A 15,951-nucleotide genomic window follows, 5' to 3' on the forward strand; every position below is an offset into this window, starting at 1 on the left:
CATGTCTAAGTGCAAGTGTCCGCCTCCCGGCCTGCCCGGTTACATGGGCACCTTCGCCGATCTGATGTCGCTCTTGATGTGCTTCTTCGTGCTCTTGCTCTCCTTCGCCGAGATGGACGTGCAGAAGTTCAAGCAGATAGCGGGCTCCATGGAGAAGGCGTTCGGGGTGCAGAATATTCTGGAGGTGAAAGACATCCCCAAGGGCACCTCCGTCATCGCCCAGGAGTTCAGGCCGGGGCGGCCCGAGCCGACCCCCATCGACACCATCATGCAGCAGACCATAGACCTGACCCAGACCGAGCTGGATTTTCAGCCGGGGGATGCGGATCAGGCCGGTGGCAAGGACAAGACGGACGGCAACCTGACCGGTGGCGACAGTTCCCACCAGGCCCAGAAGGCGCAGGAGCAGTCCAATGATCTGGCCAAGTCCCTGGCCGAGCAGATGCAGGCCCAGATCCAGGACGGGGCCATCGAGATAGAGGCGTTGGGGCAGCAGATCATCATTCGCATCCGTGAGAAAGCCGCGTTTCCCGCGGGTTCTGCCTTCCTGCAGCCCCAGTTCTGGCCGGTGATCCGCAAGGTGGCGGCCCTGCTCAAGGATGTGCCGGGGGAGATCACCGTCTCCGGTCACACCGATGACGTGGCCACCGAGGACGAGTTGTTCCAGTCCAACTGGGAGCTTTCCTCCCAGCGGGCGGTGGCGGTGGCCCACCAGATGATCAAGGTGCCGGGGTTTGATCCCAACCGACTGGTGGTGCAGGGCATGGCGGATTCCCAGCCACTGGTGCCCAACAACAGCCCGGAGAACCGGCGCATGAACCGGCGGGTGGAGATCGCCATCATGCAGGGCAAACCGACCGTCTCCGCCCCCATAGGGGTGTCCGAGCCCAGGCCGGTTTCCCCCTAAAGCGGGATCCCGCTCGCAGGGGCTGACATGGATTTTGTGACGGCTTCATATTAAGATGCCTCATCCGAACCGATAGCTGCGGCTCTCTTTGATTGCCGCAGCTTCTCTTTATAAAGCAACCCAGGTTTCGACTATGAATCATACTCCGATGACTGTTCGCGGCGCCGAGAAGCTGCGCCAAGAGCTCGACTATCTGAAGAGCGAGCTGCGTCCCCAGATTATCGAAGCGATCGCCGAGGCCCGTGAGCATGGTGATCTGAAAGAAAACGCCGAATACCATGCCGCTCGCGAGCAACAGGGCTTCTGTGAAGGCCGCATTCAGGAGATCGAAGGCAAGCTCTCCAATGCCCAGGTGATCGACATCACCAAGATCGCCAACAACGGTCGCATCATCTTCGGCGCCACCGTGACCCTGCTGAAAAGCGAGACGGAAGAGGAAGTGATCTACCGCATAGTGGGTGACGACGAGGCGGACATCAAACAGAACATGATCTCCGTGAACTCCCCCATCGCCCGTGCCCTGATCGGCAAGGAAGTGGACGACGTCGCCATCGTCAAGACACCCGCGGGTGACGTGGAGTACGAGATCCTGGAAGTCGAATATCTCTGAACAAGGGATGTGACCGATGAAACAGGGGAGCCCGGCTCCCCTGTTTGCATTCAGTCCGCGTGATATTCCCGGGTGAAGGCATCCTGATGACGCAGGAAGATCCAGTCCCGCAGCCGTTCCCTGTCTCCCTGACCCAGCTGGTATTGCAGAGCCCAATCTTGCCGAGGCTTGTGAGACCGGATGGGCCTTATCAGGGTGGCGGTGATGGGCAAGGGGGGAAGGGTCTCGATAAGCAGCATGCCTTCGAAGGTATCGCCCCTGGCAAGGGTCGGGGGCAGCCCCGTTGCGATGAGGCCGCCCACCGAGAGGCTGGGCACTTCATAGTCTCCATCCGCCGTCTGCAGGTTGGCCTTGACATCGAGGCGCCAGGGACGCAGATGGGCATGACCCAGCTCGGAGATGGCCGGGGCAGCGATGCGCAGTTCGCTATGGCCTTCCTCCGGTTCGCCGTGATGGAGGGGGAAGCGTAACTGGTGGCCGGCGATCTGGGCTTCGAGCACGAGGTAGTCGGCGCGTTGCAGCAGGCTCTGCAGGGGAAGGTTCAGATCACCCCGCAGGAACTGGCCGGTGGCCAACTCCTCGGAGTCTCCCAGTTCCCGCAGCATGGCCAGCTCCTCATCGGTGAGGATAGGTTGCTTGTCCATAGAGGTATCCGCAAGTATTCATCGCAGGTTAAGGGCCTGATGACTATTTTGGCAAGCGACTTGGGAAGAAGGGAAATGAATGAAGGAAAGAGCGAATGCTCTTTCCTGTTACTTGCGTGGTAATTGGATCTTGGGTTCTGTGGCCTGACGGTAGATGGTCAGCACGTGGCCCATGCTCTGTACCTTGATGGCACCGGTCTCACGGACGATGGCGTCCATCACCAGCTGTTTCATCTCACGATCTTCAGACGCAACCTTAACCTTGATCAGCTCGTGGTGGTTCAGCGCCAGATCGATCTCGGCCAGCACCCCTTCGGTCAGACCGTGTTGTCCCAGCAGGACGACCGGCTTCAGGCTGTGGGCCAGGCCCTTGAGGTACTGTTTCTGTTTATTGTTGAGAATCATGGCAATTTCTTCATAAGTCAGGGTTGAAAGGGGCGTATTCTACCCCCACTTAGCCCTTAATACTAATAACCCTTGTGGTTTTTTAAAGTCGACAATCATGACCCAGAAAAAGCATTCCCCGAGTTCAACCCGCTGGTTAAAAGAGCATTTTGACGATCAATACGTCAAAAAAGCCCAGAAATTGGGACTGCGTTCCCGCGCCGTGTTCAAGATTGACGAGATCCAGGGCAAGGACAGACTGCTCAAGTCGGGCATGACGGTGGTGGATCTGGGGGCGGCGCCCGGTGGCTGGTCCCAGTTTGCCATCGACCAGGTGGGCGACAATGGGCGAGTGATCGCTTGCGACATTCTGCCGATGGATTCCATCGCCGGTGTCGATTTCCTGCAAGGGGACTTTCGGGAGGAAACTGTACTCGGTGCCTTGCTGGATCGGGTCGGCCCGAACAAGGTGGATGTGGTGATGTCCGACATGGCCCCCAACATGAGTGGCACCCAGCAGGTCGATCAGGCTCGTTCCATGTATCTGGTCGAACTGGCGCTGGACATGTGCAATCAGGTGCTGCGCACCAACGGCAGTTTCGTGGTGAAGGTGTTCCAGGGGGAGGGGTTCGACGCCTATCTCAATGAAATCCGTAAACTTTTCACTGCCGTCAAGATTCGAAAACCCGACTCATCCCGTGCCCGTTCACGAGAAGTCTACATTGTGGCTACCGGTTTTAAACTGTAGTACCCTAACCCTCATCGTTAACTGTCAGTCTGCGAGGTCATTGATTTGAGTGACATGGCGAAAAACCTAATCCTGTGGCTGGTCATCGCCGTCGTGTTGATGTCGGTGTTCAATAGCTTCAGCCCCAGCGATACCAACAGTCGCCAGCTGGACTATTCCAGCTTCGTTAAAGAAGTGACCCAAGAGCAGATCCGTGAAGTGCGGATGGATGGCAAGGTCATTAATGGCGTCAAGCGCACCGGTGAACGTTTCACGACCATCATCCCGGCGCCGGATCCCCAATTGCTCAACGACATGCTCAACCACAACGTCAAAGTGGTGGGTGAGAAGCCGGAAGAGCCGTCTCTGATCACGTCCATTCTCATCTCCTGGTTCCCGATGCTGTTGCTGATCGGTGTCTGGGTCTTCTTCATGCGTCAGATGCAGGGCGGCGGTGGCAAGGGTGCCATGTCGTTTGGCAAGAGCAAGGCTCGCCTGATGAGTGAAGATCAGATCAAGACCACCTTCGTCGACGTGGCGGGTTGTGACGAGGCGAAGGAAGAGGTGAAGGAGCTGGTCGACTATCTGCGCGATCCGACCAAGTTCCAGAAGCTGGGCGGCAAGATCCCCACCGGCGTGCTGCTGGTCGGCCCGCCCGGTACCGGTAAGACCCTGCTGGCCAAGGCCATCGCGGGCGAGGCCAAGGTGCCCTTCTTCACCATCTCCGGCTCCGATTTCGTCGAGATGTTCGTGGGTGTCGGTGCCTCCCGGGTACGCGACATGTTCGAGCAGGCGAAGAAGTCCTCCCCCTGCATCATCTTCATCGATGAGATCGATGCAGTCGGTCGTCAGCGTGGCGCCGGCTTGGGTGGTGGTCACGACGAGCGTGAGCAGACCCTGAACCAGATGCTGGTCGAGATGGATGGCTTCGAGGGCAACGAGGGCGTCATCGTCATCGCCGCCACCAACCGCCCCGATGTGCTGGACCCCGCGCTGCTGCGTCCGGGCCGTTTCGACCGTCAGGTCGTGGTCGGTCTGCCGGATGTCCGTGGTCGCGAGCAGATCCTGAAGGTGCACATGCGCAAGGTGCCGTTGGCGGATGACGTCAATGCGGCCCTGATTGCCCGCGGTACCCCGGGTTTCTCCGGTGCAGATCTCGCGAACCTGGTCAACGAGGCCGCCCTGTTCTCCGCCCGTGAGAGCCGCCGTGTGGTCTCCATGAGCGAGTTCGAGAAGGCCAAGGACAAGATCATGATGGGGGCGGAACGTCGCTCCATGGTGATGAAGGAGTCCGAGAAGGAGATGACGGCTTACCACGAGGCGGGCCACGCCATCATAGGTCGCGTCGTGCCGGATCACGATCCCGTCTACAAGGTCTCTATCATCCCCCGTGGCCGAGCCCTGGGTGTGACCATGTACCTGCCCGAGCAGGATCGCTGGAGCCACTCCAAGCAGCACCTGGAATCCATGATCTCCAGCCTGTACGGCGGTCGTCTGGCGGAAGAGCTGATCTACGGTGCCGAGAAGGTATCGACCGGTGCCTCCAACGACATCGAGCGCGCCACCGACATCGCCCGCAAGATGGTGACCCAGTGGGGCATGTCCGAGCGTCTCGGTCCCATGCTCTACGCGGAAGAGGACGGTGAAGTCTTCCTCGGTCGCAGCATGGCCAAGGCCAAGCACATGTCCGACGATACCGCCCGCATCATAGATGCTGAGGTCAAGCAGGTCATCGATCGCAACTACGACCGTGCCAAGCAGATCCTGCTGGACAACATGGACGTGCTGCACACCATGAAAGATGCGCTGATGAAGTACGAGACCATAGACGCCAAGCAGATAGACGATCTGATGGCCCGTCGCGAGGTCCGTGCTCCCAGCAACTGGCACGACGAGCACGGCGACACCCCGCAAGGCGGTGCCAGCGTGAGCAGCGAGCCAGAGGCCAAGACCCAGGCCGATGACAACAGCGCCTCGCTGACCGACATCGACAAGGCGAATGACGTGCCTGCCAAATAAGTCGTGATCATCCAAACCCCGGGCTTGCCCGGGGTTTTTCTTTATGCGGATACGCGTGATTTTCTGAACAGGTGGAAGTGAAGATGCAATTAAGCAGTAAAGGGTGCAGCCTTTCCCTCGAACGTCCCCATGTCATGGGGATCCTCAATGTGACACCGGACTCCTTCTCGGACGGCGGTCGTTTCAATCAGGTGGAGCTGGCGCTGAGCCGCGTTCGCCAGATGATGGCGGAGGGAGCGACCATCATCGACATCGGCGGTGAGTCGACCCGGCCCGGTGCGCCGGATGTGAGCGAGCAGGAGGAACTGGACCGGGTGATCCCTGTGGTCGAGCGCATGGTGCAGGAGCTGGAGGTGATGATCTCCCTCGACACCTCCAAGGCCATAGTGATGAGGGAGGGCTGCGCCGCGGGGGCCCACCTTATCAACGATGTGCGCGCTCTGCTGGAGCCGGGAGCGCTGGCCGCCGCGGCAGAGGCTGACGTCCCCGTCTGTCTCATGCACATGCAGGGGCAGCCGCGCACCATGCAGGCCGAGCCCCATTATGATGACTTGCTGGGGGAGGTGAGAGCCTTCTTCGATGAGCGCATCGCCGCCTGCCTGTTGGCGGGGATCACGCGCGAGCATCTGCTGCTGGATCCCGGCTATGGCTTTGGCAAGACGGTGGCCCACAACTATCAGCTGCTGGCGGAGCAGCACAAGTTGCTCGATTACAACCTGCCGCTCTTGGTGGGCATGTCGCGAAAGTCTATGATAGGCAATCTGCTGGGCTGCCCGGTCGATGAACGGCTGGCAGGCAGTCTGGCCTGTGCCCTGATCGGGTTGCAGCAGGGTGCTAGGATCATCCGGGTACACGACGTGCGCGCCACCATGGACGCGTTGCGAGTCGGCTGGATGACCATGACGGGACAAGATTTCGTATCCAAATAAGAAAAAGAGAACAGACAATGACCAGAAAGTACTTCGGCACAGACGGTGTGCGCGGCAAGGTGGGTGAATACCCCATTACCCCAGATTTCGTGATGAAGCTGGGCTGGGCCGCCGGCAAGGTGCTCTCCAAGAAGGGCACCAGGAAGGTGCTGATCGGCAAGGACACCCGCATCTCCGGCTACATGCTGGAATCTGCGCTGGAAGCTGGGCTCTCCGCCGCCGGCCTCAAGGCCATACTGATGGGTCCCATGCCGACACCGGCGGTGGCCTACCTGACTCGCACCTTCCGTGCCGAGGCCGGCATCGTCATCAGCGCCTCCCACAACCCCTATTACGACAACGGCATCAAGTTCTTCTCCGCCGATGGTATCAAGCTGCCGGACGAGGTGGAGCTCGCCATCGAGGCCGAGCTGGATCACGAACTCAAGTGTGTGGAGTCGGCCGAGCTCGGCAAGGCCCAGCGTATCGATGATGCCGCCGGCCGTTACATCGAATTCTGCAAGAGCACCTTCCCCACCCATCTGAGCCTGGAAGGGCTGAAGATGGTGGTGGACTGTGGCCACGGCGCCACCTACCACATAGCCCCCTCCGTGTTTCGTGAACTCGGTGCCGAGGTGATCGCCATCGGCTGCAGCCCGGATGGCCTCAACATCAACGATGGCGTCGGCTCTACCGCCCCCGAGGCGCTGGCCGCCAAGGTGCTGGAGTGCAAGGCCGATCTCGGCGTCGCCTTCGACGGTGACGGCGACCGCCTGGTGATGGTGGACAACACCGGCTACATCATCGATGGGGACGAGATCCTCTACATCATCGCCCGCGACGCCCTGCGCAACGGCCGCCTCAAGGGGGGCGTGGTCGGTACCCTGATGGCCAACATGGGGCTGGAGCTGGCGCTGCAGACCCTCGGCATTCCGTTTGCCCGTGCCAAGGTGGGTGACCGCTACGTGCTGGAGATGATGAACGAGAAGGGCTGGCGCATCGGGGGGGAGAACTCGGGGCACATCATCTGCCTGGATCAGACCACCACGGGGGATGGTATAGTCGCCGCCCTGCAGGTGCTGACCGCCGTCTGCAGCGCCGAGATGCCGCTGGCCAAGCTGCGCTCCGGCATGAGCAAGTTCCCGCAGGTGCTGGTGAACGTCCGTTTTGCCGAGGGTAAGGACCCGCTGGCGGCCGAGGCCGTCATGCAAGAGGTTGCCGCGGTGGAACAGGAGCTGGCCGGTCGTGGCCGCGTCCTGCTGCGCAAATCCGGTACCGAACCCCTGATCCGGGTCATGGTGGAAGGGGAAGACGAACAACAGGTTCTGGATATGGCGAATCGCATCGCCAAACGGGTCGAATCGGCGTTTTAATGAGCGTTTTGGGCGGCTTTTTAGCCGCCTTGTTCGTATCTTGTTCAAACGATTCGAAAATTTGAAAATAGCACTTGTCAGCTGAGCATCCTCTGGATATTATCAGCCCCGCTTTCGCAAGGGAGTTGCCGATGGGACATCGCAAGCCGTTTGTAGCAGCCAACTGGAAGTTACACGGTAGTAGGTCGCAGTTAGAGCAGTTTACTGGTCAGTGCCTTCAAGGCATCGACGAACGGGTAGACGTGGTCTTGTGTCCATCCCATGTGCATCTCGACTTCACGGCCGCTCTGCTCAATGAGCAAAGGGTGATGAAGTTGGGGGCTCAGAATGTGAGCCAGCACCAGTCGGGCGCTTATACGGGTGAAGTCTCGTGTGAGATGCTGGTTGAGGCAGGATGTCGCTACGTACTGGTAGGACATTCCGAGCGCAGGCGTCTCTTTGGTGAGACCAGTTTCATCGTCGCGGAGAAGTTCGCGGCAGCCAGAGCGGCAGGCTTGATCCCCATCCTCTGTTTGGGGGAGTCAGGTGCGGCTAGGCAGGCGAGAAGAACCTTCGAGGTGATCGCCGAAGAGCTGGATATCGTCATAGAGAAAAATGGCGCGATGGCTTTCGATAATGCTATCATCGCCTACGAGCCGATTTGGGCTGTAGGTACAGGTAAATGCGCCACACCCGAGCAGGCACAAGAGGTTCATTCCTTTATTCGCGGTCGCTTGGCGGAGGATACTCCGGTAATAGGTGAGAAAGTCAGAATCATCTATGGTGGGAGCGTGACACCGGCCAATGCGCGAGATTTGTTTGCCCAGTCTGATGTAGACGGTGGTCTGATCGGCGGTGCGAGTCTCGATGACAAGGCGTTTTTAGGAATCGTTGAAGCGGCAAAGGGTGCAAGTTAAATGTACGAGATTCTTTTGGTCGTTTATCTGTTGGTTTCGCTGGCCCTGATTGGTCTGGTGATGATTCAGCAAGGTAAAGGGGCTGATATGGGCGCCTCCTTCGGCGCAGGGGCATCGAATACCGTATTCGGCTCCGGTGGTTCAGGCAGTTTCCTGACCCGCACAACTGCAATTTTGGCGACTCTGTTCTTTTTGATTAGCCTGGTGCTCGGCTCCATGTCAAGCAACAAGGTAAAACAGGGTAGCGAATGGGAAAATCTGCAACAGACTCAACAAGTTGAGCAGAGCAAAGCGCCAGTGAAGAAAGATACTGACGTTCCCGAATAAAGAGTTTTTGCCGTGGTGGTGGAATTGGTAGACACGCTATCTTGAGGGGGTAGTGCTCTAGGGTGTGCGGGTTCGAGTCCCGCCCACGGCACCAATTAAGCAGTGAACCCGGGTAACCGGGGTGTTATAGCCAGTCAGTCTTGTGTGACGAGAATGAAGTGGCTATAATCTCGCACGATTTCGGACGCGGGGTGGAGCAGCATGGTAGCTCGTCGGGCTCATAACCCGAAGGTCGTCGGTTCAAATCCGGCCCCCGCAACCAAATTTCACGCATTTCCTACGCTCGGGAAGGCGGTCGCTGCGAGGCGACAATCAGGGTAAAGCGCCAAGCCCCGATTTGACATCGGGGCTTTTTGTTATGTGCGATTTACTCTGAATCGATCTCTATCTGGGCTATATGCCCTTTTTTTGTTTTTCGGAGGGTGACTTTGGCTACGTTGGAACAACGTTTGACCGATCTGCTCGAGGCTCCTGTCGTTGCCTTGGGTTTCGAACTGTGGGGTGTCGAGTTTATCCGCGCGGGTAAGCACTCGACCCTGCGCGTTTACATCGACGGCGAGCAAGGCGTGACGGTGGAAAACTGTGCCGAGGTGAGCCACCAGGTCGGTGCCATCATGGACGTTGAAGATCCCATCACCGAGGAGTATTACCTCGAGGTCTCTTCTCCCGGTCTGGATCGCCCCCTGTTCAAGGTCGCCCAGTTCGAAAAATACGTTGGCCAGGAGGCGGCGGTTTCGCTTCGGATGGCAACAAACAACCGCCGCAAGTTCAAAGGCGTAATCAAAGCCGTGCAGGGAGACATGATCACCCTGACGGTGGATGGTAAGGACGAGGTGTTGGCTTTCACCAATATCCAAAAAGCGAACATAGTGCCGAACTTTGGTTAACGAGGCTATCGGATATGAATAAAGAGATTTTGCTGGTCGTTGACGCTGTGTCCAACGAAAAAGCGGTTCCCCGTGAGAAGATTTTCCAGGCTCTGGAGACGGCGCTGGCGACTGCGACCAAGAAAAAATACGAAGGCGAGATTGAAGTTCGGGTCGAGATCGATCGCAAGACCGGCGACTACGACACCTATCGCCGCTGGGTGGTCATCGCCGATCAGGCCGCGATGGAGAACCCTTACGCCGAAATTACCCTGGAAGCCGCTCAGATCGAGCAGCCGGAAATCCAGATCGGTGACTATGTGGAAGATCAAATCGACTCTGTGACCTTCGACCGCATCACCACCCAGACCGCCAAGCAGGTCATCGTGCAGAAAGTGCGCGAGGCCGAGCGTTCCCAGGTCGTTGACCAGTTCAAGGACAAGGAAGGCACCATCATCAGCGGCGTGGTCAAGAAGAGCAACCGCGACAACGTGATCCTGGATCTGGGCAGCAATGCCGAGGCCGTGATCTTCCGCGATGACATGCTGCCGCGCGAGACCTTCCGTCCGGGCGACCGCATCCGTGGTCTGCTCTATGCCGTACGCCCCGAGGCCCGTGGCTCCCAGCTGTTCGTCAGCCGTTCCAGCCCGGACTTCCTCAAAGAGCTGTTCCGCATCGAAGTGCCGGAGATCGGCGAAGAGATGATCGAAATCATGGGCGCCGCCCGTGATCCGGGTTCCCGCGCCAAGATCGCGGTCAAGACCAACGATCGCCGCATCGATCCGATCGGTGCCTGCATCGGCATGCGCGGTGCCCGTGTGCAAGCCGTCTCCGCCGAGCTGAGCGGTGAGCGTGCCGACATCGTGCTGTACGATGACAACCCCGCTCAATACGTGATCAACGCCATGGCGCCCGCCGATGTGGCCTCCATCATCGTCGATGAAGACAACCATACCATGGACATCGCCGTGGAAGCCGCGAACCTGGCCCAGGCCATCGGTCGCAACGGTCAGAACGTGCGTCTGGCCTCCCAGCTGACCGGTTGGGAGCTGAACGTCATGACCGTCGAGGACATGCGTGCCAAGCACCAGGCCGAGAACGATCGCATCCTGACCCTGTTCACCAGCGCCCTCGACATCGACGACGATTTCGCCAGCCTGCTGATGGAAGAAGGTTTCTCCACCCTGGAAGAGATCGCCTTCGTGCCCGTCAACGAGCTGCTGGCCATCGACGGTCTGGATGAAGACATGGTCGAAGAGCTGCGCAAGCGTGCCAAGGATGTACTGACCACCAAGGCCCTGGCCAAAGAAGAATCCTTCGAAGGCGTCGAGCCTTCCGAAGACCTGCTCAATCTGGCTGGCCTGGGTCGTGACCTGGCTTATGCCCTGGCTGCTCGCGGTGTGGGTACCCTGGAAGATTTGGCAGAGCAAGGTATCGATGACCTTGCCGACATTGAAGAGCTGACCGCCGAGAAGGCAGGTGAGTTGATTATGGCTGCTCGCAATATCTGTTGGTTCGGAGAAGAGCAGTCTAGTTAAGATCAAACGGAGGAAAATGAATGGCAGAAGTATCAGTCAAACAACTTGCCACTGACATCGACACGCCGGTTGATCGTCTTCTCCAGCAGTTCGCCGATGCCGGTATCGTTAAGAGCAAGGCCGACGACATGATCAGCGAGTCTGAGAAACAGACTCTGCTGGCTCATCTGAAGAAACAGCATGGAGGTGACGAGATCACCGCGCCTGCCCGCATGACCTTGCAGCGCAAGACCAAGAGCACCCTGAGTGTTCAGGGGACTGGCGGCAAGAATAAAGAAGTGCAGGTAGAAGTACGCAAGACTCGCACCTATGTAAAACGCTCGGCGCTGGAAGATGAACAGCGTCAGGCGGAAGCCGAGGAAAAAGCGCGTTTGGAAGCAGAAGAAAAAGCTCGCCACGAGGCCGAAGACAAGGCCCGTCGCGAGGCTGAGGAGAAGGCTCGCCGTGAGGCTGAGCATGCTCGTCGTGAAGCTGAGGAAAAGGCGCGGATCGAGGCACAACAGAAGGCTCGACAGGCTCAACAGCCCGCCAAAGCAGCCGTTAGCACAGCTCAGCAAGAGGCAGAAAAGATGGCCAAGCGCGAAGCAGAAGAACTGAAGCGCCAACAAGAACAAGCAGCCTTGACCAAGGCTGAGGAACTCGCCGCCAAGAAAGCCGAAGAGGCTCGCGTCATGGCGGAACAGAACGCAACTCGCTGGGCCGAGGAAGAAGCCGCTCGTGCCAAAGAGAGCAGCGACTACCATCTGACCACCAACAAGCACGCGCAAGCGGCTGAAGATGAGTTGGATCGCAAAGAAGAGACCAGCCGTCGTACCGCGGCCGCCGCCAAGGGACCGAAGAAAGTCGGTCGCCGTGACGACGATCGCAACGATCGCAACTCCCGTGACCCGCGCGCTCGCAAGGGCAAGCGTGGCAAGGTTGCCATGCCGAACGCCATGAAGCACGGCTTCAACAAGCCGGCCGCCGTGGTGAACCGCGATGTGGTGATCGGTGAGACCATCACTGTGGCCGAGTTGGCCAACAAGATGGCCGTCAAGGGCGTCGAAGTCATCAAGGTGATGATGAAGATGGGTGCCATGGCCACCATCAACCAGGTCATCGACCAGGAAACCGCTCAGCTGGTTGCCGAGGAGATGGGCCACAAGGTGGTGCTGCGTCGTGAGAACGAGCTGGAAGAGGCGGTGCTGTCCGATCGTGACGAGACCTCCGAAGCCAAGCCGCGCGCACCGGTCGTGACCATCATGGGTCACGTCGACCACGGCAAGACCTCGCTGCTGGATTACATCCGTAAAGCCAAGGTTGCCGCAGGCGAAGCCGGTGGCATTACCCAGCACATCGGTGCTTATCACGTTGAAACCGAAAGCGGCATGATCACCTTCCTGGATACCCCGGGTCACGCGGCCTTTACCTCCATGCGTGCTCGTGGTGCCCAGGCAACGGATATCGTGGTGCTGGTGGTGGCGGCCGATGACGGCGTCATGCCGCAGACCATCGAAGCCATCCAGCACGCCAAGGCGGCCGGTGTGCCCCTGGTGGTGGCGGTCAACAAGATCGACAAGCCGGAAGCGGATCCGGATCGCGTCAAGACCGAGCTGGCCCGTTACAACGTCATGTCCGAAGACTGGGGTGGCGATTGCCAGTTCGTCCATGTCTCCGCCAAGTCTGGCGAGGGCATCGACGATCTGCTGGAAGCCATCCTGATCCAGGCCGAAGTGCTGGAGCTGAAAGCGGTGTTCGATGGCATGGCCAACGGCGTCGTGATCGAGTCCTTCCTGGACAAGGGCCGTGGTCCGGTTGCCACCGTGCTGGTACAGGAAGGTACCCTGCGTCAGGGCGACATCGTGCTGTGCGGTCTGGAATACGGTCGTGTGCGCGCCATGCGTGACGAACTGGGTCGCGAGATCAAGGAAGCGGGTCCGTCCCTGCCGGTGGAAATCCTCGGCCTGTCCGGCGTTCCCTCTGCCGGTGACGAAGCCACCGTCGTGCGTGACGAGAAGAAAGCCCGTGAAGTGGCGCTCTATCGTCAGGGCAAGTTCCGCGAAGTCAAGCTGGCTCGCCAGCAGAAGGCCAAGCTGGAGAACATGTTCGCCAACATGACCGAGGGCGAAGTGTCCGAAGTGAACGTGGTGATCAAGGCCGACGTACAGGGTTCCGTGGAAGCGATCTGCGATGCGCTGGTCAAGCTCTCCACCGACGAGGTCAAGGTCAAGATCGTGGGCTCCGGCGTGGGTGGTATCACCGAAACCGACGCCACCCTGGCTGCCGCCTCCAGCGCCATCCTGGTGGGCTTCAACGTCCGTGCCGACGCTTCCGCGCGCAAGGTCATCGATGCCGAGAGCCTGGATCTGCGTTACTACTCCGTCATCTATGACCTGATCGACGAAGTGAAGCAGGCCATGAGCGGCATGCTGGCCCCTGAGTACCGTCAGGAGATCATCGGTCTGGCTGAAGTCCGCAGTGTCTTCAAGTCACCGAAGTTCGGCGCCGTTGCCGGCTGTATGGTCACCGAGGGTGTGGTCAAGCGTTCCAACCGTATTCGCGTTCTGCGCGACAACGTGGTTATCTATGAAGGCGAGCTGGAATCCCTGCGTCGCTTCAAGGATGACGTCAACGAGGTCCGCAACGGTTACGAGTGTGGTATCGCGGTCAAGAACTACAACGACGTACGCGAAGGCGACCAGATCGAAGTTTACGAGACCGTTGAAATCCAGCGGACTCTGTAAGCCGAGCGTGAATCAAAATAGGGGGCCACGGCCCCCTTTTATCGCAGGATAGAATATGGCCAGAGAATTCAGCCGGACCCGTCGGGTCGGGCAGCAGATCCAGCGTGAAATCGCGCTGATCCTGCAGCGCGAGGTGAAAGACCCGCGCATCGGCATGGTGACCGTTTCCGATGTGGAAGTGTCCAAGGATCTGAACTATGCCAAGATTTACGTCACCTTCCTGCAGCTGGAGAATGACGCCGAGCGCATCGCGGAAGGGCTCAAGGGCCTGACCGAAGCCGCTGGCTACATCCGCAGCCTGCTGGGCAGCGCCATGCGTCTGCGGGTGGTGCCGGAGCTGCGCTTCTACTACGACCAGACCCTGGTCGAGGGGATGCGTCTCTCCAACCTGGTGACCAACACTGTGCGTGAAGACAAGCGTCGCATGACCGAAGCCGGCCGTGACGAAGACGAAGCCGCACCGGATGATACTACTGAGGACAAAGCCTGAGATGTCTCGAAGACGTCGTTTCAAGGGCCGTGACGTACACGGTATCCTGCTGCTGGACAAGCCCACCGGCCTGACTTCCAACGATGTGTTGCAGAAGGTCAAGCGCATCTACAACGCCGCCAAGGCCGGCCACACCGGCGCCCTGGATCCCCTGGCGACCGGCATGCTGCCGATCTGCCTCGGTGAGGCGACCAAGTTCTCCCAGTATCTGCTGGAGGCGGACAAGCGCTATGAGGTGACCGCCAAGCTCGGCGAACGCACCAACACCAGCGACTCCGACGGCGAGGTGGTCTCCACCCGGCCGGTGAACGTGGCCGTGGGTACCCTGATCGAGGCCCTGGACCAGTTCCGCGGCCCCATCATGCAGGTGCCGTCCATGTACTCCGCCCTCAAGCACAACGGCCGTCCGCTCTACGAGTACGCCCGTGAAGGCATCGAGATCGAGCGGGAAGCGCGCCCCATCACCGTATTCGAGCTCAAACTGCTGAGCTTCGAAGGGGATGAGGTGCGCCTCGAGGTGCATTGCAGCAAGGGTACCTACATCCGCTCCCTGGTGGACGATCTCGGCGAGGTGCTGGGCTGTGGCGCGCACGTCACTCAACTGCGCCGTACCCAGGTCGCGACCTATCCCTATGATCGGATGCTGACTCTGGATCAGCTCGAGTGCATCTTCGAGCAGGCCAAGGCCGAGAGCATTCCGCCGCGGGAGCAGCTGGATCCCCTGCTGCTGCCCATGGATACCGCTGTGGCGTCCCTGCCCGAGGTGAACATGCTGGCAACGGTCGCCGCCTATGTGAATCAGGGCCAGGCGGTCCAGGTCGCGGGTGCGCCGCAGAGCGGTCAGGTCCGCATGACGGTCGGTCCGGAGCGCGAGTTCATCGGGGTGGGCGAGATCGACGACGACGGGCGCGTGGCCCCCAAGCGTCTGGTGCGCTATCACGACGAACAGGACGAGGAGTGATCCTCAGGCGGTATAGGCCCATCTTGCCGATCGCTGCGCTTTCTCGTTGCGAAAGCGAGCGGGTGCGATTATGATACCGCCCTCATTTCATGGCTGAATTAGAGATCGGCTGTGAACCTTTAAACTCTCTACTGGAGTAACACCATGTCTCTAAATGCTGAGATCAAAGCTTCCATCGTTGCTGACAACGCTCGCGCTGCCAACGACACTGGCTCCCCCGAAGTGCAGGTTGCCCTGCTGACTGCCCAGATCAACCATCTGCAAGGTCACTTCAAGGAGCACGCCAAGGATCACCACGGTCGTCGCGGTCTGCTGCGCATGGTTTCCCAGCGTCGTAAGCTGCTGGACTACCTGAAGCGTAAAGACGTTCAGCGTTACGCTGCTCTGATCGCCAAGCTGGGTCTGCGTCGTTAATCGACCATCAGATTTCGCGAAAAAGGGGAACCTCAGGGTTCCCCTTTTTTCTTGTCTGCTTTTCGGCTGCCGCAAGCCGTTGCCTGCCTCACAGAATGGGTATCGCCGCTTACCTTTTGGCTCGAATCAAGTATACTTGCACGCGAATTTAAAGGCCCAAATTG

16 protein-coding genes and 2 tRNA genes are annotated in these 15,951 nt (G+C 59.2%); 16 read left to right on the plus strand and 2 right to left on the minus strand.

Annotated elements, in window-relative coordinates; all coding sequences use genetic code 11:
* Position 1: 1 nt before the first annotated feature.
* Both ACRCYW_RS21075 and greA read left to right on the plus strand, forming a co-directional pair.
* Positions 2 to 907 carry a flagellar motor protein MotB gene (locus tag ACRCYW_RS21075; protein ID WP_438551932.1) on the plus strand — a complete coding sequence of 302 codons (906 nt, stop codon included), beginning with the start codon at positions 2 to 4 and terminating at the stop codon, positions 905 to 907.
* Positions 908 to 1,040: 133 nt separating this feature from the next.
* Positions 1,041 to 1,517, plus strand: a complete 477-nt coding sequence (greA, locus tag ACRCYW_RS21080) for a transcription elongation factor GreA (protein ID WP_438551933.1) — start codon at positions 1,041 to 1,043, stop codon at positions 1,515 to 1,517.
* Positions 1,518 to 1,567: 50 nt separating this feature from the next.
* Here the strand turns inward: greA and ACRCYW_RS21085 are convergent, their stop codons facing one another.
* Together ACRCYW_RS21085 and yhbY are read right to left on the minus strand one after the other, a co-directional pair.
* Complete coding sequence (locus ACRCYW_RS21085) at positions 1,568 to 2,161, minus strand: PilZ domain-containing protein (protein WP_438551934.1); 594 nt, start codon at positions 2,159 to 2,161, stop codon at positions 1,568 to 1,570.
* Between the two features lie 108 nt (positions 2,162 to 2,269).
* Positions 2,270 to 2,566, minus strand: coding sequence for a ribosome assembly RNA-binding protein YhbY (yhbY, locus tag ACRCYW_RS21090; RefSeq protein ID WP_438551935.1), 297 nt, complete (start codon positions 2,564 to 2,566; stop codon positions 2,270 to 2,272).
* A 97-nt stretch (positions 2,567 to 2,663) separates the two neighbouring features.
* Here yhbY and rlmE point away from each other — a divergent pair, with 97 nt between their 5' ends.
* From rlmE to rpsO, 14 genes are all read left to right on the plus strand, one after another.
* A complete protein-coding gene (gene rlmE / locus ACRCYW_RS21095; RefSeq protein WP_438551936.1) occupies positions 2,664 to 3,293 on the plus strand; it encodes a 23S rRNA (uridine(2552)-2'-O)-methyltransferase RlmE in 630 nt (209 codons plus the stop codon).
* Positions 3,294 to 3,338: 45 nt separating this feature from the next.
* Positions 3,339 to 5,291: an ATP-dependent zinc metalloprotease FtsH gene (gene ftsH / locus ACRCYW_RS21100; RefSeq protein WP_438551937.1), complete on the plus strand. Its 1,953-nt coding sequence runs from the start codon at positions 3,339 to 3,341 to the stop codon at positions 5,289 to 5,291.
* Positions 5,292 to 5,374: 83 nt separating this feature from the next.
* On the plus strand, positions 5,375 to 6,220 hold the full coding sequence (folP, locus tag ACRCYW_RS21105) for a dihydropteroate synthase (protein WP_438551938.1): 846 nt from the start codon (positions 5,375 to 5,377) through the stop codon (positions 6,218 to 6,220).
* A 17-nt stretch (positions 6,221 to 6,237) separates the two neighbouring features.
* On the plus strand, positions 6,238 to 7,572 hold the full coding sequence (glmM, locus tag ACRCYW_RS21110) for a phosphoglucosamine mutase (protein ID WP_438551939.1): 1,335 nt from the start codon (positions 6,238 to 6,240) through the stop codon (positions 7,570 to 7,572).
* Between the two features lie 131 nt (positions 7,573 to 7,703).
* A complete protein-coding gene (tpiA, locus tag ACRCYW_RS21115; protein ID WP_438551940.1) occupies positions 7,704 to 8,468 on the plus strand; it encodes a triose-phosphate isomerase in 765 nt (254 codons plus the stop codon).
* Entirely contained in the window at positions 8,469 to 8,795 is a 327-nt protein-coding gene (gene secG, locus ACRCYW_RS21120) for a preprotein translocase subunit SecG (RefSeq protein WP_010633113.1), read from the plus strand.
* Between the two features lie 9 nt (positions 8,796 to 8,804).
* Positions 8,805 to 8,889: transfer RNA gene (locus ACRCYW_RS21125), tRNA-Leu, on the plus strand.
* A gap of 91 nt (positions 8,890 to 8,980) precedes the next feature.
* A tRNA-Met gene (locus ACRCYW_RS21130) sits at positions 8,981 to 9,057 on the plus strand.
* A 166-nt stretch (positions 9,058 to 9,223) separates the two neighbouring features.
* Complete coding sequence (rimP, locus tag ACRCYW_RS21135) at positions 9,224 to 9,682, plus strand: ribosome maturation factor RimP (RefSeq protein WP_438551941.1); 459 nt, start codon at positions 9,224 to 9,226, stop codon at positions 9,680 to 9,682.
* 14 nt (positions 9,683 to 9,696) lie between these two features.
* Positions 9,697 to 11,199 (plus strand): transcription termination factor NusA, encoded by a 1,503-nt coding sequence (gene nusA / locus ACRCYW_RS21140; RefSeq protein ID WP_438551942.1) that lies wholly within the window; start codon positions 9,697 to 9,699, stop codon positions 11,197 to 11,199.
* A 20-nt stretch (positions 11,200 to 11,219) separates the two neighbouring features.
* Positions 11,220 to 13,922 (plus strand): translation initiation factor IF-2, encoded by a 2,703-nt coding sequence (gene infB / locus ACRCYW_RS21145; protein WP_438551943.1) that lies wholly within the window; start codon positions 11,220 to 11,222, stop codon positions 13,920 to 13,922.
* 55 nt (positions 13,923 to 13,977) lie between these two features.
* Positions 13,978 to 14,412 (plus strand): 30S ribosome-binding factor RbfA, encoded by a 435-nt coding sequence (gene rbfA, locus ACRCYW_RS21150; RefSeq protein ID WP_100861222.1) that lies wholly within the window; start codon positions 13,978 to 13,980, stop codon positions 14,410 to 14,412.
* Position 14,413: 1 nt separating this feature from the next.
* On the plus strand, positions 14,414 to 15,373 hold the full coding sequence (gene truB / locus ACRCYW_RS21155; protein ID WP_438551944.1) for a tRNA pseudouridine(55) synthase TruB: 960 nt from the start codon (positions 14,414 to 14,416) through the stop codon (positions 15,371 to 15,373).
* Positions 15,374 to 15,517: 144 nt separating this feature from the next.
* Positions 15,518 to 15,787 carry a 30S ribosomal protein S15 gene (rpsO, locus tag ACRCYW_RS21160; protein ID WP_100861224.1) on the plus strand — a complete coding sequence of 90 codons (270 nt, stop codon included), beginning with the start codon at positions 15,518 to 15,520 and terminating at the stop codon, positions 15,785 to 15,787.
* The last annotated feature ends 164 nt before the right edge of the window (positions 15,788 to 15,951 follow it).

This window comes from Aeromonas sp. (assembly GCF_051657805.1).
Taxonomy (GTDB): Bacteria; Pseudomonadota; Gammaproteobacteria; order Enterobacterales; family Aeromonadaceae; genus Aeromonas.